The following is a 21,456-nucleotide window of genomic DNA, read 5'->3' on the forward strand; positions in this document are numbered from 1 at the left end:
GTCTTACACTGTAAGTACGCGTTTTTAAACGAGCAATAACTTTACATTTCGTCGCTGCGGTATGTTTTTTTCATTATGTAAACGTAAGCGTTTACAAATGCATTTTCTTGGTACTTTTTAAGACCAGTTTCTTCAAAATCAATAGGAATAGGATTACGCTTTACCTGTTCTTTAATTTCAGTTGTGGTAAATAAACGTACATCTAAATTGTCGATTAATTGAATCGCAGTTTCCATTTTGAATCCTTTTGCGCTGCCAGCAAATTTACCTTTAGGCTGACGCTCACGGATTGCAACAGAATCAATTTGGTAATCTTGCATTAGTTTTGCAAAATCGAATTGAAATTTACGCATTACTTCAGTGTCGTTACCGTTACCTAAGGTAAAGCGTGTTTGGCGCACATCGCGAATATCAAATACGTCATTATCTTTACTTAAAATACAAAGTAGTACATCACTACCGGTAATTTCTACACCACATGTTCTCATGTCTATTCTCTAAAATAACTTAATTACGCAGTATTATACGCAACACACATTAAAATGCGAGTGTAGGTATAGTTGTAGGTGCGTAATTAGTGCGTTGATGCTTTTATATTTTAATGAAATTATTTTTTTTGCTCTAAAAGTTACATTTTGTGCTCAAAACGGGTGGATTTCACCCCTTAAAACTTGTAATTAAATGCGCAGCACGCGACAATATATCTTTGTAGTTGAATAGACTCTGCATCTACATTTGTTAGTCAATGCTTATTCGTAAAAGCGTTGTCGAGTCATTCTCATTTAATTTATTAAAAATACACGTGATACATTGTAGGTGTCACCACTGTAGCAAGGATTTATAATGCCAGTTATTACTCTTCCAGACGGAAGTCAACGTAGTTTTGAAAACCCTGTAAGCACGCTTGATGTTGCAAACGATATTGGCCCTGGTTTAGCTAAAGCGACCATTGCGGGTCGTGTTAATGGCGACCGTGTTGATGCATGTGATTTAATTAGTGAAGACTCTCGTCTTGAGATCATTACCGCTAAAGACGATGACGGCCTTGAAATCATTCGTCACTCTTGTGCTCACTTAATTGGTCATGCAGTTAAGCAACTTTTCCCAGACGCAAAAATGGCAATAGGTCCTACCATTGATAACGGTTTTTACTACGATATCGATATGGAACATTCATTATCACAAGATGATCTTGAAGCAATTGAAAAGCGTATGTTGCAACTTGCAAAAACCAACTACGACGTAGTGAAAAAAACAGTAAGCTGGCAAGAAGCACGCGATACATTTGAAGCGCGTGGCGAAACATACAAAATAGAAATTCTGGACGAAAACATCGCTAAAGATGACCACCCAGGGTTATATCATCACGAAGAATATGTAGACATGTGTCGTGGACCTCACGTTCCTAACATGAAATTTTGCCAAAACTTCAAAATAATGAAAGTTGCGGGTGCATATTGGCGTGGTGATTCAGAAAACAAAATGCTACAACGCATTTACGGCACAGCGTGGGGCGATAAAAAGCAACTTAAAGCGTATTTAAAACGCCTTGAAGAAGCTGAAAAACGCGATCACCGCCGTATTGGTAAAGCGCTTGATTTATGGCATTGGCAAGAAGAAGCGCCAGGTATGGTATTTTGGCACAACGATGGTTGGAGCATTTACCGCGAGCTTGAAGAATTTGTACGTGAAAAATTACGCGAATATGAGTACGAAGAAGTAAAAGGTCCAATGATGATGGACCGTTCACTTTGGGAAAAATCAGGTCACTGGGAAAAATATTCAGAAGCAATGTTTACCACTGAGTCTGAAAAGCGTGAATACGCGATTAAACCAATGAACTGCCCAGGACATGTGCAGATCTTTAACCAGGGTTTAAAATCGTACCGTGATTTACCACTTCGTATGGCTGAATTTGGTTGTTGTCATCGTAATGAACCATCAGGTGCACTACATGGTTTAATGCGTGTACGTGGCTTTACCCAAGATGATGCTCACATTTTCTGTACCGAAGAGCAGATAATGGACGAAGTTTCAGCGTGTATTAAGATGGTTTATGATACATATGAAACATTCGGATTTGAGAAGATTGTAGTTAAGCTATCTACTCGCCCAGAACAACGCATTGGTGAAGACCATATGTGGGATAAAGCAGAGCTTGCTTTAGCCGAAGCACTTAAGCTAAACGATATTGAATTTGATTATCTTCCGGGTGAAGGCGCGTTTTATGGTCCAAAGATTGAATTTACTTTATACGATTGTTTAGACAGAGCGTGGCAGTGTGGTACAGTGCAATTAGACTTTGCATTACCGGGTCGTTTAGGCGCTACTTATGTAGCAGAAAATAACGAACGTCGTACACCTGTAATGATACATCGTGCTATTTTAGGTTCTATTGAACGCTTTATTGGCATTTTAACTGAAGAGTACGCTGGTTTATTCCCGACGTGGCTTGCGCCAAAGCAAGTGGTAATTATGAATATTACCGATAAACAGGCTCCTTATGTTAAAGAAGTTGTACAAAAATTAAATAAACTTGGAATTAGAGCCACTGCTGACTTGAGAAATGAGAAGATTGGCTTTAAAATCCGTGAGCATACACTGAAGCGTATTCCATACTTGCTTGTTGTTGGCGATAAAGAAGTTGAACAACAAGAAGTAGCAGTGCGTACTCGCACAGGTGAAGACCTAGGCAAATTTAATGTCGATGATTTTGTAGCTAAAATTAGCGAAGAAATTAAAAATCGACAGTAAAAATCGAGCGTGTAAGGCATTAACAAACAGCCAATTACACGCTTATATTATTGATATTCTTGGAGGAACGTACTATTAGAGGCGGCAAGAAAGGGCAACAAACAGCTCAAAAAAATCGTATTAACGAAGAAATTACAGCGCAAGAAGTTCGTTTAATTGACATTGAAGGCGAACAAGCTGGAATTCAGTCATTACAAGACGCGCAAACTATGGCCGATGCAGCGGGTGTTGATCTTGTTGAGATCAGTCCAAACGCTGAGCCGCCTGTTTGTAGAATCATGGATTACGGTAAGTTCATCTTTGAAAAAAGCAAAGAACTAAAAGAGCAGAAGAAGAAGCAAAAGCAAATCCAGATAAAAGAAATCAAATTCCGTCCTGGTACGGATGAAGGTGATTATCAGGTTAAGCTTCGCAACTTACGTAAGTTCTTAGAAGCTGGCGATAAAGCTAAGATTACTATCCGCTTCCGTGGTCGTGAAATGGCTCACCAAGAAATTGGTATAGAATTATTAAACCGTATCAAAGCCGATTTAGAAGAACTTGCAGTAGTTGAGTCTTTCCCAAATCGTGTTGAAGGTCGCCAAATGGTTATGATGATGGCGCCTGTTGCTAAAAAATAATTTTTAAGCGATAATACGCACCGAAATTAGCTCAGGTCTGCAAGTAATATGCGAATATTCACCTGAGTTAACCGGTATTAAAGTAAGATTGCGGCATTTATGCTGGGTCTTCACCGGAACATGGCAGTAAGTTAGGCCTAAAAGTGGAGCTATAGAAATATATCTCACGCCTGCTTACTAATTTAAAAGCAATACAATTTGGAGTTATTGCAATGGCTTATAAGCTAAAAAGTCACAGTGGCGCTGCTAAGCGTTTCAAAAAGACTGCTTCTGGCGGTTTCAAGCGTAAACAAGCGCATCTTCGTCATATTCTGACTAAGAAAACTTCTAAGCGTAAGTTACACCTACGTCCTAAGATGATGGTTCATAAAAATGACCATGGTCTAGTTTCACGTATGTTACCGTTCGCTTAATAGGGGTTTTTAGAAATGGCAAGAGTTAAACGCGGCGTTGTCGCACGTGCACGTCACAAAAAAGTTTTAAAACAAGCAAAAGGTTACTACGGAGCACGTTCACGTGTTTACCGCGTAGCTTTCCAGGCTGTTACTAAAGCGGGTCAATACGCTTACCGTGACCGTCGTGCGAAGAAACGTACTTTCCGTCAATTATGGATTGCACGTATCAATGCTGCTTCACGTCAAAATGGTCTGTCTTACAGCCGTTTTATCAATGGTCTTAAAAAGACATCTGTAGAAATCGATCGTAAGATCCTTGCAGATATCGCTGTTTATGACCAAGTTGCATTCGCAGCGCTTGTAGAAAAAGCAAAAGAAGGCCTAGCCGCTTAAGCTTTTTCATATAAGTATTAAAAAAGGAGCCTATGGCTCCTTTTTTTGTGCCTGTAATTTAATAACTTACACTTTTTTATAGCTGAGCTAAATTGGCTTTTTCAAATTAATACCCATCTACTTATATGAGCTCTATTTAGCGATAAAAAATTACGTTAGAGCAGGGCGAAATTCACTATTTAGTTGTTCTTGGCAATTGCTCCATCATTACTCACTCTCCTGGATCCATGCAGACGTATATCAGACATTTTTGACGCTGTTAGCGTCAGATGTAATCCCTTAAATTGATTAAGTATTTTTACGAGTTGGTATAAATAGTTATGTAATGAATTACTGTACATTAATAATGTTATATAGCCTTAAAAGACAGGTGTGAATGAGTGAGATGTAGTTGGCTGCATTTTTTTGTTGAATCACCGCAGTTTCCTCATTATAAAAAATTTAGTTGATATAATTTATATAATTAAGGCGTTTGTTAGAGAATTTTATGTTTGCAAGTTTACTATTTTTATCTGCAAGTGTGGCGTATGACGCACACTTACCTCCATTAATTGAGTGGCAGGGGAAAAGCGTAGAGCTTTTACAAAAACAAGGGCCGCTAACTACTGATTTTGAGCTGTCAGCAGGTGAAGCGTCGCCAGATTATGCAAATACAATGGCATTTGTTGATAGGTTAGTTGCTGCAAACCCTACTCAGTTTCAATCTCAAACCATTGGCTATAGTAATAGCAAGCGTGCAATAAAAATGTTGATTGCCAGTGAGCAAGGCTTTTTTGAAGCAAGGCAAATGGCTAATAGCACTAAGCCAACTATTTTTATCCAGGCAGGAATACATTCTGGTGAAATAGACGGTAAAGATGCCATGTTTATGTTACTCAGAGATATAGCGACGGGTAAGCGCCGTGACATTTTAAAAAAGGTAAACATATTATTTATTCCTATTTTAAATGTAGATGGACACGAACGTAGCAGTGCATTCAATCGCATCAATCAACGGGGCCCTACAAAAATGGGCTTTAGAACAAATGCTAATAACCTTAATTTAAATCGTGATTTTACTAAATTAGATACCCCAGAAGTTAGAAGTGTTCTAAAGGTTATTAACGACTACAACCCAAATTTATACATTGATGTACACGTAACCGATGGCGCAGATTACCAATACGATGTGACTTATGGCTACAATCCGGTATTTTCAAGCGAGTCGCCTGCGGTATCTGATGCACTAAACCAGTTTTTTAAACCTCTGATTGACGATACGCTAGCTAAGCAAGGGCACATGCCAGGGCCACTTGTTTTTGTTATGGACAAGCGCGACTTTAAAAAAGGATTAGCGGGATGGGTTGCTACGCCGCGCTTTTCAAATGGTTGGGGTGATTTAAAGTCATTACCGACTATTTTAGTTGAAAATCATTCATTGAAGCCTTACAAGCAACGTGTATTAGGAACTTACGTATTTTTAGATGGTGCTATTACTGCGCTATCAAAGCACAGTCATGAATTAGCTAATGCAGTAAAAAAAGAACAGGAATTTGTTCCTAAACAGTTAATAGTAAAGCGTGGCTATTCCAAGCAAGCTGATACGATTGCGCAGTTTAAAGGTATTGAGTATTCATCAAGCATGAATGCGCTCTCAGGCCAAAATGAAGTGAAGTATTTGGGTAAAGCACATACATATACCGACTTACCTATTTATTGGCAAAAAGATGTACAACATACAGTTGAAGTACCTAAAGCTTTTTTTATTCCGCCTGTATATCGCAATATTATTAAGAAACTAAAGTTACATGGTGTCTCTATTAATAAACTTGAAGGGGCAAACACACAGCCTTTAAAAGTAGCAAAGGTGGCAGACTACACGTTTGATAAAGCACCATTTGAAGGCCGTTTTAGAGTGTCAGCAAGTTTTGATTATGTCCCTGCTATAAATGTAGATTTAGATGGTTGGTATCAAGTCAATACTCAACAAAAAGCAGGTGAGCTTGCTGTGCATTTATTGCATCCTGAAGCACCAGATTCGTTTTTTGCATGGGGGGAATTTAATACTATTTTTCAGCGTACTGAGTATATGGAAAACTATGCACTAATTCCGTTTGCACGCCAAATGCTAAAAGACAATCCAAAGCTAGCGCTTAAGTTTGATGAAAAGCTTAAAGATAAATCGTTCGCAAGCGACGCTGATGCGAGACTAAACTGGTTATATGAGCAAAGTCCATTTTATGATCAAGCGTACTTAAAGTACCCAATATTGATGTCATTTGAAGAAGAAGTTGTTATTCCAGATCAAAAAAGTAAAGAAATCTAATATGCAAATTATAACCATACCCGTCACTGCATTTGCACAAAATAGTCGTATTATTTGGTGTAGTGAAACTAAACAAGCCGTAGTCATAGACCCAGGTGGCGACCCTGATAAAATAGTAGCTGCCCTTAATGAGCATAAACTAGAATTAAGTGCTATTTGGTTAACGCACGGGCATTTAGATCATGTGGGTGGGGCTGATATTTTACGTAATCAATTTAACGTACAAATTATTGGCCCACAAAAAGATGAGTACTTCTGGTTTGAAAACTTACCTATGCAAGCACAAATGTTCGGGTTTAAACCCATTGAGCCTTTTTACCCGGATATTTGGCTAAACCATAACGACACCGTTAGCGTAGGTAAACTTAGCTTTTTAGTGAAGCATTGCCCAGGGCATACACCTGGTCATATTGTGTTTTATCAACAAGACAATGAATGCGTTATTGTAGGTGATGTTATTTTTAAAGGCTCAGTAGGGCGAACTGATTTCCCTAAGGGGAATAGCGAACAACTTATAGAGTCGATTAAGACGCATATTCTAACCTTACCTGATAATACTAAAATATTGGCAGGGCATGGGAGCGACACTACGGTTGGATTTGAAAAACAAACAAATCCTTTTGTGAGTGGTAAGTTTGGTTAAGTTACTTATTTGAAGTTTGGTAAACTGCATAAAAATTAAAAATAAGCAGACTGAGTTTTAAAATGGTTGTATAATTTAACCAGTTTATTTGATAAATAAGAAATAAAATGTCTCTAAATCACGTAGATCGCCAAATATTGGCACTTTTACAACAAGATGCTAGTTTATCAACCGCAGAAATTGCTGATAAAGTAGGCTTGTCTCAATCTCCATGCTGGCGTCGAATTGCCAAGCTAGAGCAAGATGGTTATATAAAAAGCAAAGTGGCTCTTTTAGATGAGAAAAAACTTGGCTTTGATATGCTTGTATATGCACATGTGCGTTTATCAAATCACGGTAAAAAGAACCTTGCTGAATTTGAAAAACTTATAATGAGTTATGATCAAGTAACAGAGTGTTACACCATGGCTGGAACAATGGACTTTATGCTACGCATAATTTCACAAGGCATAGAAGGTTATGAGCACTTTGTACGCGATAATTTACTAAGCTTAGAATATGTACAAGAAGTACATTCTAATGTAACAATGACATGTGTAAAACGTAGTACTTCCCTCCCTTTATAAAAGCACTTCTTTTAAAAGCTAAACCTCTTTTAGTTTAGTTTAACCACATAATGACAATTGTTAACTGAGCGCTAATTTGGTAGAATTTAGCGCTTTTTTGATACCCATTACACCATTTGAGGAACTCAATGTTTAACTTACTCAGTAGGGCGCCTAGCTCTGCTAAAAACGATATTTTATCTGGATTAACTGTGGCGCTAGCCTTAGTTCCAGAAGCTGTTGCGTTTGCCTTTGTTGCAAATGTAGAACCTTTAGTTGGTCTATATGCCGCGTTTATCGTTGGTTTAATTACGGCTATATTTGGTGGCCGCCCTGGTATGATTTCAGGTGCAACCGGTGCACTAGCTGTTGTTATGGTAAGTTTAGTGCTTGATCATGGTGTTGAGTATTTATTTGCGACCGTATTGCTCATGGGCATACTGCAGATACTCGCGGGTGTATTTAAACTCGGTAAGTTTATCCGCATGGTTCCTCATCCGGTAATGCTTGGTTTTGTAAACGGCTTAGCTATTGTTATTTTTCTCGCTCAGTTAGGACAATTTAAAGTGCCTGATGGTATGGGCGGACAAGAATGGATGACGGGTAACCCGTTATATATTATGCTTGGTTTAGTGGCTTTAACGATGGCTATTATTCAGTTTTTACCTAAACTAACAACGGCTGTACCCTCTACATTAGTCGCTATTATTACAGTGACCGCTTTAGTTATTGGTTTGGATTTAGAAGCGCATACTGTAGTTGATTTCTTAAAAGGAATGACAGGCGACGAAGCTGCAACAATTGCAGGCGGTTTACCTCAGTTTCATATTCCTATGGTGCCGTTTACTTTCGAAACGCTACAAATTATTTTTCCTTATGCACTTATTTTAGCGGCTATTGGTTTAATTGAATCATTATTAACGCTTAGCTTAATTGACGAGATTACAGAAACTCGCGGTCATAGTAATAAAGAGTGTATAGGCCAAGGCGCTGCAAATATTACTTGTGGTATGTTTGGTGCTATGGGTGGTTGTGCAATGATTGGTCAATCAATGATCAACATTAACTCAGGTGGTCGTTCTCGCTTATCGGGTATAAGTGCTGCATTGATGTTGCTTGCGTTCATCATATTCGCTTCAAGCTTAATTGAGATGATCCCACTAGCTGCACTTGTTGGTGTTATGTTTATGGTTGTATTAGGTACGTTTGAATGGGCCAGCTTTAAAATGATGAAGCGTGTGCCTCTATCAGACGCTTTCGTAATAGTACTTGTATCGGGTGTGACTGTTATTACCGATTTAGCGATTGCAGTATGTGTAGGTGTTATTGTATCTGCATTAGTATTTGCTTGGCAGCATGCTAAGCACATATACACAACTAACTATATTGATGAAGAAGGCGCTAAAGTATATGAGTTACATGGCCCGCTTTTCTTTGGTTCAGTTAAAAACTTTGCAGAGTTATTTGATGTTAAAAATGACCCTAAAAATGTAATTGTTGAATTTAAGCATAGCCGCGTATCTGATCACAGTGCAATAGAAGCAATTGACACACTTGCTGATAAGTACACAAAAGCAGGTAAACAACTTCACTTACGTCACTTAAGTAAAGACTGTACGCAGTTGTTGCATAAAGCACGCGATTTGGTTGAAGTGAATGTGATTGAAGATCCAACATACAAAGTAGCATCAGACAAACTAGCTTAATTTACACAAAGCTATTTATATTTAAAAAGCGAAAGGTGAATAACCTTTCGCTTTTTTAGTGTATCTACTATTTGTTTGCGGTAAGACTATTAAAAAGCAAGGTAGGCTGTAGTGCTATGCAAACTCATAAATCTATATAATAAGACTATCTAATTTTATTAAAATTAGCCCTACATAGGTAAAAATAATAAAGAATAACAAGCGCCTATTTTATGGAATTAGTCTTTAACTATACGGAGTAAACATCTATTTTGAACTGGCAATCTTTAGTCGATAACAGACAGCGCTTTTTTTGGCTTTTGCAAATTGCAGGCTGGATTGGTTATGCGTTAGTAAATTATATTGGCTCTAAAGTATTTGAAATGCGTGATATATACGTATTTGTTATTTTATTAAATGCTTACGCTGGTTGCTTAATGACAGTACCGCTTAGGTATATTTACCGTAAAATTTGGAATGCCTCGCCTTGGGTATTAATGATTGTGGTATTTGGTGCCTCTTATGTAACAGGTACTTTATGGGCTGTCGTTCAAAAATTTAATTTGTGGGAAATATACCGCCATGGTTATAGACCAGAGGAGTGGTTTTATTACCTGCAGCAAGGTTTAGATTCGGTTTATATTATTTTATGTTGGAGTGGTCTGTACTTTGGCGTTAAATATTATCAGTTATTACAAAGTGAGCGACAAAAAGCACTAAAAGCCACAACTATGGCACACGAAGCGCAATTAAAAATGCTTAGGTATCAGCTTAATCCCCATTTTTTATTCAATACACTTAACGCTATTTCTACTTTAATTTTGGTTAAAGAAAACAAAGATGCTAACTTAATGGTAGCAAGGCTAAGTGACTTTCTACGTTATACATTAAATACCGATCCAATAAAGAAAGTACCGCTAGAGCAAGAGTTACATGCGCTCATGCTTTACTTAGAAATAGAACGTGTACGTTTTGATGAGCGATTAAAGGTAAATGTAGATATAAGCGAGCAAGCTAAAGAGGCTTTAGTACCGAGCTTAATTTTGCAACCTATTATAGAAAACGCGATTAAATATGCTATTGCCCATCTAACAGAAGGTGGAGTAATTGATATAAAAGCACAGGTATTTGCGAATGAGTTATTACTAGAAGTGGGCGACAACGGCCCAGGTACTGACATACTCGATGGCCAATTAGTTAACGCTCAAGGCGTAGGTGTCGCTAATACCAAAGATAGATTAAAAACGTTGTATGAAAATAATTATTCGTTTGTATTATCACATAATACGCCAAGTGGATTAAAAGTTAATCTGCGAGTACCTTTTGAGAAGGCTGTGAAAAATGACTAAAATAAAAACACTCATTGTTGATGATGAACCGTTAGCACGAAAAGGTTTAGCGGTAAGGCTCGAAGAATACTCTGATATTGAAGTAATTAAATTGTGTAGTTCAGGCGCTGATGCAATTGAAATGTGTCAAAGCGAGAAAATTGATTTGGTTTTTTTAGATATTCAAATGCCAGGTATGAATGGCTTTGAAGTAGCAAGAGCCCTTAGCGAAAGCTCAAAAGCATTACCAGCGATCGTATTTGTAACGGCCTTTGACCAGTTTGCTGTAAAAGCGTTTGAAATTCATGCTCTCGATTACATTTTAAAACCCGTTGATGATAACAGACTAAAACAGGCGGTAGAAAAAGTGCATACCTACTTAAAAACGCAGCAAGACAACGCCCATAAGAAAAAGCTAGCGAGTTTTGTAGCCGGTATTACTGGTAACAATTGCGAAGAAATACTTAAAAAATTAGCCACTGGCGATATGCTAACAGACAGACGTTACCCAGAATCGCTTGCTGTAAAAGAGCAGGGTGAAATTATACGGGTACCTGTAGCGACTATCCAATGGGTTGATGCAGCAGGTGACTATATGTGTTTACACTGTGAAGACGGACAAACGCATATTCTACGTAAAACAATGAAAGAGCTTGAGCAAGAGCTCGACTCTCAGTTATTTGTGCGTGTGCACCGCAGCGCAATAGTAAATACAAAACAAATTAGTAAACTGGTTACACAAGTAAGTGGTGAGTATTTATTAGTACTTGAAAATGGCCAAGAATTAAAAGTGAGCCGTAGCTACCGAGATAAGGTTAAAGCGGCATTAGCAAGTTAAAGCCAACGCTTTTATTACAGACACAAAAAATGCGAGCTAAGCTCGCATTTTTTATATTCGGCGTTTAATTACGCAACAGTTACAATTTTCATTGTGTTAGTTGCGCCCACAGTTTCCATTGAGTCACCGTGAGTAATGATTACTGTATCGCCAGACTGTAAAGACCCTTGAGAAACTAAAGTATCAAGCGCGGCTTTTACCATACCGTCTTTTTCAGTTTTTGTAGAATCAAAAAATACTGGGTAAACACCACGATAAAGTGCTGTTTGACCTAATGTACTGGCATGACGTGAAAGCGAGTAGATTGGTAAGCCTGAGCTGATACGCGACATTAATTTAGCCGTACTACCAGATTCAGTAAGTGTGATAATTGCTTTAACAGAATCTAAGTGATTAGCTGCATACATAGCAGAAAGCGCAATTGATTCAGCATTGTTAGAAAAGCGACTATCTAAACGGTGTTTAGAAACGTGCGTTTCTTTTTGCGATTCAGCGCCTAAACAAACGCGTGCCATAGTCGCAACTGTTTCTTCAGGATAATCACCTGCAGCTGTTTCAGCTGAAAGCATTACAGCATCTGTTCCATCAAGAACAGCATTTGCAACATCCATAACTTCTGCACGTGTAGGCATAGGGTTATCGATCATCGATTCCATCATTTGCGTTGCTGTAACTACAGTACGGTTTAATGAACGAGCACGACGAATAATTAGTTTTTGCTTGCCCATAAGAGCAGCATCACCAATTTCAACACCTAAATCACCACGAGCAACCATTACTGCGTCAGACGCTAAAATGATGTCATCAACAGCTTCTTGGGTTTCAACGGCTTCAGCACGTTCAATTTTAGCAAGTAACTGTGCTTTTGAACCAGCAGCTTCAGCAAGTGAGCGTACGTAGCGCATATCGTCGCCACTACGTGGGAATGATACGGCAATGTAATCTACGTCAATTTCAGCGGCAGTTATTAAATCTTCTTTGTCTTTTTCAGTAAATGCTGGAGCAGTTAAGCCACCACCTAAACGGTTAATACCTTTATTGTTAGATAAAACACCGCCAACAGTGACTGTACAATGCACTAAATGCCCAGCTACTTCATCAACACTTAATTGAATAAGGCCGTCATTTAGAAGTAGTAAATCGTTAGGGCTTACATCGTTAGGTAATTCTTTATAATCAATACCTACAGAGTTTATGTCGCCTTCGCCTTTTTCCATTTTTGCATCAAGGGTAAATTTTGCACCCACAGCAAGCGTTACTTTACCTTCTTTAAAAGTAGAAACGCGGATTTTAGGGCCTTGAAGGTCAGCAAGGATAGCAATATGCTTGCCTAATCTTTTTGCAATATCGCGTACAGCTTGTGCACGGTCTTTATGATCTTGGGCAACACCATGTGAGAAGTTTAAACGTACTACATTAGCCCCAGCGATAATAATTTTTTCTAAGTTGTTATCTCTATCGGTAGCAGGTCCAAGGGTAGCGACTATTTTTGTGCGTCTTAGCATCAATTTCTCCTGTTTGCTTGGTGAAAGCATGTTGACGTTATTTTGTTGACTTAAAATATCTATATTAGAATAAAATATTTTAGTTATGTGCAAACTTCAAAGGTTTGCCACTATTTTATACAAAACTATTGTGTCATCATTATGACACCGGTGTCAGAATGCGTCAATGATCTTAATTTCAATTAGCTTTGCTTTTAGTCACCCCGAGACCATTGATGTTTGATATAATTACGTAGCTTATTTATCTGTAATAAAAAAGCATGTTGTATTGACTCATAATTAGTATTTTATGACTGCATGAGTATAATGCACGCGGTATTATTTAATTTATACACTGAATTTTCTAACCAAATAGTTGTTACCGAGGAGGACACTAGATGCAAGTTGCATTAGTAGGGTTAGGCGTTATGGGAAAAAATCTTGCCCTAAACTTGATTGAAAAAGGGATAACGCTAGTCGCTTATGACAAAAACCCACATGCGGGTGAAGAGTTACTAAGTTGTGCTAAATCTCAAGGCATGGCTGATAGGCTTCACATTGTCTCTGATTTAAGAGACATGGTAAGGCGTTTAGAGGCACCTCGTTCTATTTTATTACTTGTTCCTGCTGGTGAGTTAGTTGATACAGTTTGTAATGAACTTGTAGAGGCCGGCGTTAACTGTGACGATATGATTGTCGATTGCGGTAATAGTAATTATAAAGACGGTATAACGCGTAAACTTAAATACCAAAATAAATTTGAATTTGCCACTATGGGAATTTCTGGCGGTGCAGAAGGCGCTCGCCATGGTCCTGCAATGATGGCAAGTGGTTCTGAGGGTGGTTGGGAACGTATTGAGCCATGGTTTGAAAAAGTAGCTGCTAGCTATAATGGCGACTCGTGTTTTGCACGTGTTGGTCAATCAGCAAGTGGTCATTTTGTAAAAATGGTTCACAACGGTATTGAATACGCACTTATGCAACTTATTGCAGAAGTGTACCAATTACTTCGTTTAGGCACTAATCGTTCTCCAAAAGAAGTGGCTGAGATATTTAATGACTGGTCAGAAGGTCAATTAAATAGCTATTTACTGTCTATTTCTAGCCACATATTGTCACTTGAAAATCATAATAATGTACCGCTTGCGGACTTAATTGATAATAAAGTTGGCGCTAAAGGTACTGGTCTTTGGACTGCGCAAAATGCACTAGAACTTGGTATCGCAGTTCCTTCACTTGTTGCTGCTGTACAAGCTCGTCATTTAACTAATGCATGTAATACAACGGCTGCACAAGAGATGACGTATGCATCTAAATCAACTAACAATGTTGAAATTGATTTAGAAGAGCTAAAAGAAGCGTTCTTACTTGCAAGCTTACTAGCGTATCGCCAAGGTTTAGCGTTAATTAAAGGTGCATCACGTACTCATCAGTGGAAAGTTGATTTATCTAAAACGCTTCAAACGTGGCGTTCTGGTTGTATTATTCGTGCTGACTACCTTGATAGCGTTGCACAAGGTGTTGAATTTATTGATACCCTTGAGAAAGAGTCTAACTCTTTGCGCAAAATTACCGGACAAGCAATAATGACTGGTTTAGCATTCCCTGTATTGGGTGCTACACAAACGTATTTAGCAACATTAACCACACCGAGTAATGGGCATTTAGTTCAAGCCCAGCGTGATTACTTTGGTGAGCACGGCGTTAAAACCCATAGCGGTGAAACATGCCATTTAACTGACTTAGTAGATATCGACGCTAAAGTTAGGTAATAAACAGTTGTTTAAAACGATAAAGGCACGCTATTTAGCGTGCCTTTTGTATTTTAGGCGCGGTGAGATTTAACGGCTTAATTCACCACGTAAATTGTCTTGCATTAAATGACGAATCGTCTCTACTTCTAGCTTTTGGCTAAATAAATAATGTAATTTAGTTAAACACGCTTCAAGGGTCATATCGTATCCACTAATAACACCAATATTTAACAGTGCATTACCCGTTGCATAGCCGCCCATATTTACATGGCCTTTTAAGCACTGGGTTAAATTAACAATAACGACGCCACGTTTACTTGCTTCTTCAAGTATTGATAAAAAGTTAGGATCTTGCGGTGCATTACCTACACCAAAACTAAGCAACACCAAGGCTTTAATATTGCCATTAACTAAGCTTTTAACCACTTCTTGACTAATACCAGGGTATAAATAAAGCACACCAATGGGTTGAGGTGTAATAGGAGTAACTTGCAGCTCATTTTCAACATAAGGACTAAGTTGGCCTTTAATAAGTTGAATACTAATACCCGATAACGCTAAGGGATCAAGATTAGGCGACGCAAATGCATTAAATCCATCGGCGTGGGCTTTAGTTGCTCTGTTACCTCTAAACAGTTGGTTATTAAAAAATAGACTTACTTCTGCAATTGGATAATTTGCCGCTAAATACATTGCATTCAGAAGGTTTACTTGACCATCTGAGCGTAATTGAGAAAGCGGAATTTGTGAGCCAGTTACAATCACAGGTTTAGTTAGGTTTTCGAACATAAACGATAGTGCTGAGGCTGTATACGCCATTGTATCGGTGCCATGAAGCACAACAAAACCATCATAATCTTGGTATTTATCTTTAATGTCATCAGCAATAAGTTGCCAATGCTCAGGAGACATATCTGAAGAATCTATAAGAGGGCAGTATTCGTGAATATCAAACAAAGGCATTTCATCACGGTTAAACTCTGCGTTGTTCACTACGGTTTCTGTTAAAAAACCTTCAGCAGGAATATAACCTCGACTCGATTTTTTCATACCTATAGTACCGCCAGTATAAGCGATATAAATGCGTTTACGTTTCATAAAAAAAGCCCAGTAAAAAAACTGGGCTTAGTATAACGTTAAGTAACTTTAAATACAGCTGATTAGGTAAAGCTATGCACTTTTATTGTGCAACATTACACACTAAACAACGTGCATATACACCTTGTGGATCGTTGTAATCTTTAAGGTTTTCAACTTCAGTACTTAATTGGTTAATAACGCTTTGCAAGTTAGCTTGCGTTGCTAACACAGATGTTTTTTGTGTTTGTAAACCAAGCATCGATTTAATAGACGTGTTACCAAAAATATTTTGAATCATTTTTTCTTGCGAGCTTAAATCTTGTTTAATGGTTTTAACTTCATAGTGATTAAGTTTTGCAAGTGCTGCAGCTGCTTTTATAGCATCTTGTTTATCACCAAGTTTGTCTACTAAACCTAGTTCAAGTGCTTGAGATGCAATCCATACGCGGCCTTGGGCAATTTTATCAACTTGCTCAGGCGTCATATTACGGGCATCAGCGACAACGTTTAAAAAGCGACCGTATGCTTCTTCAACGCTCATCTGAATTACTTGACCCATTTTTTCGTTTAGGGGACGAGTGATAGAAAAACCAGCCATTTCGGTTGTTGCAACGCCATCTGAATAAACACCAATTTTAGATAAGGTTTTTTCAAATGTCATAAACGTACCAAACACACCAATCGACCCTGTAATAGTACTCGGTGCTGCCCAGATTTCGTTTGCAGCAGAGGCAATCCAATAACCACCTGATGCAGCTACAGAGCTCATAGAGGCAATAACAGGCTTACCAGCAGCTTTAAGCGCTAATACTTCTGCACGAATAACTTCAGAGGCAAACATACTACCGCCACCTGAATCAATGCGCAGTACAACCGCTTTAACTTTGTCATCAAGGCGTGCTTTACGAAGTAGGGCTGCTGTAGAGTCGCCACCAATTTCGCCAGCTTTACGCTCACCATCCACAATTGTACCTTTAGCAACTACAACGGCGACTTTTTCGGTAATAGGGTTATCAAATTCAATCGGTGGTTTAACCAAGCTTAAGTATTCACGAAATGAAACTTGCTTAAATGTTTTGCCATCTTCTTGTGCGCCAACTAAATCAATCAATTGTTTGCGAACTTGTTGATTTGTTTTTAAAGAATCAACCCACTGGTGGTCAAGTGCATATTTACCTGCATCGCCATCTGCAGCTTTCATTTTTTCAAGATATACGTCCATTGTCTCGTCGAAATTTGACTCATCAAATGGGCGAACCGCAGCAACATCTTGTTTGTATTCACTCCAAAGAGCGCCCAACCAAACACGGTTAGCTTCTTTGGCTGCTTCAGACATGTCGTTCCGAATGAAAGGTTCTACTGCTGACTTAAATGTACCAACACGGAAAATATGCTGCGTTACTTCAAGCTTTTCAAGTGCATCTTTAAAGTAAAGCGGATACATGCCGTAACCTTCAATACCTACGCTACCGTATGGGTGCATAGCTATTTCATCAGCATGTGATGCAATATAGTATTGTGCTTGGGTATAGTAATAACCCGATGCAATCACTTTTTTGCCAGCTTGTTTAAATGCATCAATAGCATTGGTAATTTGCTTAAGTTTGTTTAAATGTGCTTTAGGCATTTCTTGTAAATCAAGCAGCATCACCGTAATGCGATCGTCTTTAGTCGCTTCGTTTATTACTTCAACAATATCGTCGAGTAATATTTCGCTTGGCGCTTCAGAACCAGAAGTTGCATCACTAATTGCAGCTTCGACCGGATCTATGTATGTTTTTTCTTCAACAATAGGGCCATTTAGGTTAAGCCTAAGCACAGAGCCATTTTCAACTATTATTTTATCGTCGTCACTTGAGAGTGACACTAAGAAAACAATTACCAGTAATAAAAACAGAATGTTGAGTATTAAACGACGAGAAAAGTTAATTCCAGCCCAAATACCTTTAAATACCTTTGCTATCAAAATAGCTCCTTAATTTGGTACAGTTAATACATTAGTTCCATCTTAGCCTAGAATAAAAATAAATTTAACTGCTAAATCGTAACGAAGTGTTTATGAGGTGCTATTAATACATGTTTTTATGGCTTTTTTTAATTAAATGAAGGCACATATTGCTTATTACTTGCCATTAAAGCAGAATTAGCTAATGTATACAGGTTAGACCAGTTGACGGGGCACAAGATGTTAGAACAACAATTACAACTAAAACACACACAATTACGTAACCGCTTAGTGATGGGCTCAATGCATACAGGCCTTGAAGAGGGATGGCATAACCGCAAACGCTTACGTGCATTTTACGAAGCACGTGCAAAAGGCGGCACTGCAATGTTAATTACGGGCGGATACAGCCCAAATTTACGTGGCAAATTAACACCTATTTCATCTTCATTTAATAGTTATTACGATGTATTTAAGCACCGCGCTTACACAGATGCTGTGCATAAACACGGCGGAAAAATTTGTTTGCAATTATTACATGCTGGACGTTATGCGTACCATCCATTCAATCAGGCACCAAGTGCAATAAAAGCACCTATTAATCCTTATAAACCTAAAGCTATGACGCTTGGCTCGATTAAAAAAACAATTAAAGACTTTGCGCACTCTGCCTATATGGCTGAAAAAGCCGGCTACGATGGCGTTGAAGTTATGGGTTCTGAAGGGTATTTGATTAATGAGTTTATGGCGCCACACACCAATAAACGTGAAGATGAATTTGGTGGCAGCCTAGAAAATAGAATGCGACTTGCGCTTGAAATAGTTAAAGCTGTAAGAGCAAAAGTATCTGAGCAATTCTTAATTATTTTTAGATTGTCGGTCATTGATTTAATCCCAAACGGTTCAACACCAGAGGAAGTTGTCATACAAGCTACCGAGCTTGAAAAAGCGGGTGTTGATATATTTAACACAGGTATTGGTTGGCACGAAGCGCGTGTACCAACTATTGCGAGTATGGTGCCGCCAGGTGCATTTAAAGAAGCATCAAAACGTTTAAAAGACGTGGTGAGCGTGCCAGTGATTGCTGTTAACCGAATTAATACTCCAGAAATTGCTAACGATATTTTAAATGCAGGCGAGGCTGATTTAATTTCGATGGCAAGGCCGCTACTTGCCGATCCAGAGTTTTTTAATAAATACGCAAATAATCAATCTAAGCAAATTAATATTTGTATAGGGTGTAACCAAGGTTGTCTAGATCACGTATTTAAAAATAAACGTGCTACGTGTTTAGTTAATCCACAAGCTGCATTTGAGCTAGATTACCCGTTAGAGCAAGCAACCAAAGCTAAAAACGTATTAGTAGTCGGTGCAGGCCCCGCTGGTTTATCGGCAAGTTGTTACTTGGCTCAAAAAGGGCATAACGTCACGTTAATTGATCAAAAACCGCAAATGGGTGGCCAATTTAATTTAGCTATGCAAATACCAGGTAAAGAAGACTTTAACCATACTCTTACTTACTTCACTAATGAGCTTGAGCGATTAAAAGTAACTGTAGAGCTTGGTAAAGCTTATGACGATTCAATGCTTAAAAACTATGATGACATCGTATTTGCAACTGGCGTTAGGCCGCGTGAAGCCTCTATTAAGTGTAGCGATGATAAGCGTGTATTTGCTTATGACGAAGTTATACGCGGCGAAGTAGAGCTGGGTAAATCAATTGCTATTTTAGGTGCCGGTGGTATAGGTTTTGATATGGTTGCGTTTTTAAGCGAACATAAATCGCAAACTATTAGCGAGTTTAAAACGCAATGGGGGATTGAGTGTGAAGCCCAACCTCATAAAGACGAACGTCAATTGTATATGTTAAAACGCAGTACGGGTCGTTTTGGTAGCGAGCTTGGTAAAACAACGGGTTGGATACATCGCCAAGTTGCTAAGCAGCATGGCGTTAAGCAAATTGCTGATTGCCAATACCAAAGCTTTGATAAAAGCGGACTAACTATTAATGTTGCTGGTGAAACTCTAGTACTGCCAGTAGACACTGTTATTGCCTGTATTGGCCAGGTTTCTAATAACGAAGTGCTAGAAAATTACACAGATAACGCAAAGGTACATGTTATAGGCGGAGCTAAACTAGCTGCAGCTATTGATGCTAAACGCGCTATTTTTGAAGCACTTCAGGTCGCTAGAAGTATTTAACCTTTGTAAATAAATTGAAATAGTTTATCAATTCATGCGGTCTTTGCTGTTTATAGTCTATAACTTAATAAACAGTGAACACACAGGATACGCATGAATAAACTAACCAATCTTTATGATGCAATATTGGGTAAACTATCATTTTTAGATGGTTTACCTGCATTGCTATTTCGCTTGATTTTAGCCCCTGTTATGATCATTGCAGGTTATAACAAACTTGCTATAAGCGGTGAGACAGAAGGTTTCTTTGATAACTTTTTAGCATCTCCAGATGTAGTTCAATGGTTTGGTAATAATGAATGGGGTTTAGGATTACCGTTTCCTGACTTACTAGCTTTTTTAGCTGGCTGGAGTGAATTTTTAGGAGGTTGGTTTTTATTACTTGGCCTTTTAACTCGCTTGGTCAGTATCCCACTTATGTTCACAATGGTTGTCGCTGCAACCTCAGTGCATTGGCATAATGGTTGGTTTGCAATAGCACCAACTAATCCAGAAACAAGTGCTGCGCAAGTGCTCGATTGGTTATCAATTCCGGGCGCTAAAGAAAGCCTTGAAAACTCACTAGAAGTACAAGACCGAATAGGTAAAATTCGTGGCTTAGTTGAAGAACACGGGTTTCCTGATTATCTATACGAAAAGGGCAAGCCGTCTATTTTAAACAACGGTATAGAATTTTCGGCAATTTATTTTGCTATGCTTCTTAGCTTGTTTTTTATGGGCGGTGGGCGTTTTGTTAGTATAGATTACTGGTTAAGGCGAAATATTGTAAAAGAATAACGTATTTAATCTACTTTACTAACGGCCGCATAGCTTAACCCTTTGCGGCCGTTTTGCATTTTAATTTCTCGGTATTTATTTTTTAAGGGTTTAAATGTTACTCTAGCGTTTTGAATTTTGAGGAATCGTTATGAACGCTATCGAGCTTTTACTTACCCGCCAATCAGACTCTAAACTAACAGAGCCGGGCCCTACGCCTGAGCAGCTCGACATAATTAAGCAAGCAGCATTACGTGTTCCTGATCATGGCTGTATAGCACCGTGGCAGTTCATTGTTGCTCAAGGTGATGCACGCAATAAACTGGGTGAAATTTACCATCAAAGTGCAGTGGCAGAGCAACAAGAAGAAAAAGTAATTAACCGTGCTAAAGAGCTTCCCCTTCGTGCGCCTATGATTGTAATAGCAATTGCTAAATATCAAGAACACCCAAAAGTTCCTCGAATAGAACAAGTACAAAGCGCAGGCTGTAGTGTATTAGCGATGCAACAAGCTGCATTTGCCCAAGGGTTAGGCGGTGTTTGGCGCACAGGCTACTTTGCACAAAGTAGCGCGGTTAAAAAAGCGCTTAACTTACATGAGCAAGATGAAATAGTAGGGTATTTATATATAGGTACACCCGAAGTCGATTGTAAAAAGTCGCCTCGCCATAAGCCAGAAAACTATTTTAGTAATTTGTGAAATAGTATGAACTTTGCGCAACTTACATA

18 protein-coding genes are annotated in these 21,456 nt (G+C 38.5%); 14 read left to right on the top strand and 4 right to left on the bottom strand.

Translation table 11 applies throughout. The features are described 5' to 3' along the window. Window positions 1-41: 41 nt before the first annotated feature. A complete protein-coding gene (locus tag I6F45_RS11860) occupies window positions 42-488 on the bottom strand; it encodes a DUF3010 family protein (protein WP_007582681.1) in 447 nt (148 codons plus the stop codon). 355 nt (window positions 489-843) lie between these two features. On the opposite strand from I6F45_RS11860, the gene thrS reads away from it, so the two are divergent. The 10 genes from thrS (at window position 844) to I6F45_RS11910 (ending at window position 11,506) form a co-directional block, all read left to right on the top strand. Continuing rightward, entirely contained in the window at window positions 844-2,754 is a 1,911-nt protein-coding gene (gene thrS, locus I6F45_RS11865) for a threonine--tRNA ligase (protein WP_197119182.1), read from the top strand. A gap of 59 nt (window positions 2,755-2,813) precedes the next feature. After that, window positions 2,814-3,374: a translation initiation factor IF-3 gene (infC, locus tag I6F45_RS11870; protein ID WP_002960714.1), complete on the top strand. Its 561-nt coding sequence runs from the start codon at window positions 2,814-2,816 to the stop codon at window positions 3,372-3,374. A gap of 212 nt (window positions 3,375-3,586) precedes the next feature. Beyond that, window positions 3,587-3,787 carry a 50S ribosomal protein L35 gene (gene rpmI, locus I6F45_RS11875; RefSeq protein ID WP_002960713.1) on the top strand — a complete coding sequence of 67 codons (201 nt, stop codon included), beginning with the start codon at window positions 3,587-3,589 and terminating at the stop codon, window positions 3,785-3,787. Window positions 3,788-3,802: 15 nt separating this feature from the next. After that, the gene (gene rplT / locus I6F45_RS11880; protein WP_002960711.1) at window positions 3,803-4,162 is read left to right on the top strand and encodes a 50S ribosomal protein L20; all 360 of its coding nucleotides are present in this window, start codon (window positions 3,803-3,805) and stop codon (window positions 4,160-4,162) included. A 487-nt stretch (window positions 4,163-4,649) separates the two neighbouring features. After that, window positions 4,650-6,467 carry a M14 family metallopeptidase gene (locus I6F45_RS11885; RefSeq protein WP_165727445.1) on the top strand — a complete coding sequence of 606 codons (1,818 nt, stop codon included), beginning with the start codon at window positions 4,650-4,652 and terminating at the stop codon, window positions 6,465-6,467. A 1-nt stretch (window position 6,468) separates the two neighbouring features. Next, window positions 6,469-7,110 (top strand): MBL fold metallo-hydrolase, encoded by a 642-nt coding sequence (locus I6F45_RS11890; RefSeq protein WP_024592375.1) that lies wholly within the window; start codon window positions 6,469-6,471, stop codon window positions 7,108-7,110. Between the two features lie 107 nt (window positions 7,111-7,217). Then, the gene (locus I6F45_RS11895) at window positions 7,218-7,676 is read left to right on the top strand and encodes an Lrp/AsnC family transcriptional regulator (RefSeq protein ID WP_007375323.1); all 459 of its coding nucleotides are present in this window, start codon (window positions 7,218-7,220) and stop codon (window positions 7,674-7,676) included. 128 nt (window positions 7,677-7,804) lie between these two features. Further along, entirely contained in the window at window positions 7,805-9,361 is a 1,557-nt protein-coding gene (locus I6F45_RS11900; RefSeq protein ID WP_010554472.1) for a SulP family inorganic anion transporter, read from the top strand. A 251-nt stretch (window positions 9,362-9,612) separates the two neighbouring features. Beyond that, entirely contained in the window at window positions 9,613-10,689 is a 1,077-nt protein-coding gene (locus tag I6F45_RS11905) for a sensor histidine kinase (RefSeq protein ID WP_007582687.1), read from the top strand. Continuing rightward, complete coding sequence (locus I6F45_RS11910) at window positions 10,682-11,506, top strand: LytR/AlgR family response regulator transcription factor (RefSeq protein ID WP_197160613.1); 825 nt, start codon at window positions 10,682-10,684, stop codon at window positions 11,504-11,506. Before I6F45_RS11905 ends, I6F45_RS11910 begins: the two co-directional genes overlap by 8 nt. A 68-nt stretch (window positions 11,507-11,574) precedes the next feature. Here I6F45_RS11910 and pyk read toward each other — a convergent pair whose 3' ends face one another. After that, complete coding sequence (pyk, locus tag I6F45_RS11915) at window positions 11,575-13,011, bottom strand: pyruvate kinase (protein ID WP_007582689.1); 1,437 nt, start codon at window positions 13,009-13,011, stop codon at window positions 11,575-11,577. Window positions 13,012-13,388: 377 nt separating this feature from the next. Between pyk and gndA the strand changes: the two genes are divergently transcribed. Next, window positions 13,389-14,762 carry an NADP-dependent phosphogluconate dehydrogenase gene (gene gndA, locus I6F45_RS11920; RefSeq protein WP_165740831.1) on the top strand — a complete coding sequence of 458 codons (1,374 nt, stop codon included), beginning with the start codon at window positions 13,389-13,391 and terminating at the stop codon, window positions 14,760-14,762. 69 nt (window positions 14,763-14,831) lie between these two features. On the opposite strand, the gene ansA is transcribed toward gndA, so the two are convergent. Beyond that, window positions 14,832-15,842: an asparaginase gene (gene ansA, locus I6F45_RS11925; protein WP_007582693.1), complete on the bottom strand. Its 1,011-nt coding sequence runs from the start codon at window positions 15,840-15,842 to the stop codon at window positions 14,832-14,834. 82 nt (window positions 15,843-15,924) lie between these two features. Next, the gene (gene sppA / locus I6F45_RS11930) at window positions 15,925-17,790 is read right to left on the bottom strand and encodes a signal peptide peptidase SppA (RefSeq protein WP_197160615.1); all 1,866 of its coding nucleotides are present in this window, start codon (window positions 17,788-17,790) and stop codon (window positions 15,925-15,927) included. 219 nt (window positions 17,791-18,009) lie between these two features. On the opposite strand from sppA, the gene I6F45_RS11935 reads away from it, so the two are divergent. From I6F45_RS11935 to I6F45_RS11945, 3 genes are all read left to right on the top strand, one after another. Next, window positions 18,010-19,971 (top strand): oxidoreductase, encoded by a 1,962-nt coding sequence (locus I6F45_RS11935; protein ID WP_197119180.1) that lies wholly within the window; start codon window positions 18,010-18,012, stop codon window positions 19,969-19,971. Between the two features lie 93 nt (window positions 19,972-20,064). Continuing rightward, on the top strand, window positions 20,065-20,748 hold the full coding sequence (locus tag I6F45_RS11940) for an HvfX family Cu-binding RiPP maturation protein (protein WP_007582701.1): 684 nt from the start codon (window positions 20,065-20,067) through the stop codon (window positions 20,746-20,748). Window positions 20,749-20,878: 130 nt separating this feature from the next. Continuing rightward, window positions 20,879-21,427, top strand: coding sequence for an NAD(P)H nitroreductase (locus I6F45_RS11945; protein ID WP_007582703.1), 549 nt, complete (start codon window positions 20,879-20,881; stop codon window positions 21,425-21,427). Window positions 21,428-21,456 lie beyond the last annotated feature (29 nt).

The organism is Pseudoalteromonas sp. SWYJZ19, assembly GCF_015864375.1.
Classification (GTDB): domain Bacteria; phylum Pseudomonadota; class Gammaproteobacteria; order Enterobacterales; family Alteromonadaceae; genus Pseudoalteromonas; species Pseudoalteromonas arctica.

Bases quoted from the DNA above. Each gene is read 5' to 3' on its own strand.
- I6F45_RS11860 (WP_007582681.1), bottom strand. From the start codon at position 488: ATGAGAACATGTGGTGTAGAAATTACCGGTAGTGATGTACTACTTTGT.
- thrS (WP_197119182.1), top strand. From the start codon at position 844: ATGCCAGTTATTACTCTTCCAGACGGAAGTCAACGTAGTTTTGAAAAC.
- rpmI (WP_002960713.1), top strand. From the start codon at position 3,587: ATGGCTTATAAGCTAAAAAGTCACAGTGGCGCTGCTAAGCGTTTCAAA.
- rplT (WP_002960711.1), top strand. From the start codon at position 3,803: ATGGCAAGAGTTAAACGCGGCGTTGTCGCACGTGCACGTCACAAAAAA.
- I6F45_RS11885 (WP_165727445.1), top strand. From the start codon at position 4,650: ATGTTTGCAAGTTTACTATTTTTATCTGCAAGTGTGGCGTATGACGCA.
- I6F45_RS11890 (WP_024592375.1), top strand. From the start codon at position 6,469: ATGCAAATTATAACCATACCCGTCACTGCATTTGCACAAAATAGTCGT.
- I6F45_RS11895 (WP_007375323.1), top strand. From the start codon at position 7,218: ATGTCTCTAAATCACGTAGATCGCCAAATATTGGCACTTTTACAACAA.
- I6F45_RS11900 (WP_010554472.1), top strand. From the start codon at position 7,805: ATGTTTAACTTACTCAGTAGGGCGCCTAGCTCTGCTAAAAACGATATT.
- I6F45_RS11910 (WP_197160613.1), top strand. From the start codon at position 10,682: ATGACTAAAATAAAAACACTCATTGTTGATGATGAACCGTTAGCACGA.
- pyk (WP_007582689.1), bottom strand. From the start codon at position 13,011: ATGCTAAGACGCACAAAAATAGTCGCTACCCTTGGACCTGCTACCGAT.
- gndA (WP_165740831.1), top strand. From the start codon at position 13,389: ATGCAAGTTGCATTAGTAGGGTTAGGCGTTATGGGAAAAAATCTTGCC.
- ansA (WP_007582693.1), bottom strand. From the start codon at position 15,842: ATGAAACGTAAACGCATTTATATCGCTTATACTGGCGGTACTATAGGT.
- I6F45_RS11935 (WP_197119180.1), top strand. From the start codon at position 18,010: ATGTTAGAACAACAATTACAACTAAAACACACACAATTACGTAACCGC.
- I6F45_RS11940 (WP_007582701.1), top strand. From the start codon at position 20,065: ATGAATAAACTAACCAATCTTTATGATGCAATATTGGGTAAACTATCA.
- I6F45_RS11945 (WP_007582703.1), top strand. From the start codon at position 20,879: ATGAACGCTATCGAGCTTTTACTTACCCGCCAATCAGACTCTAAACTA.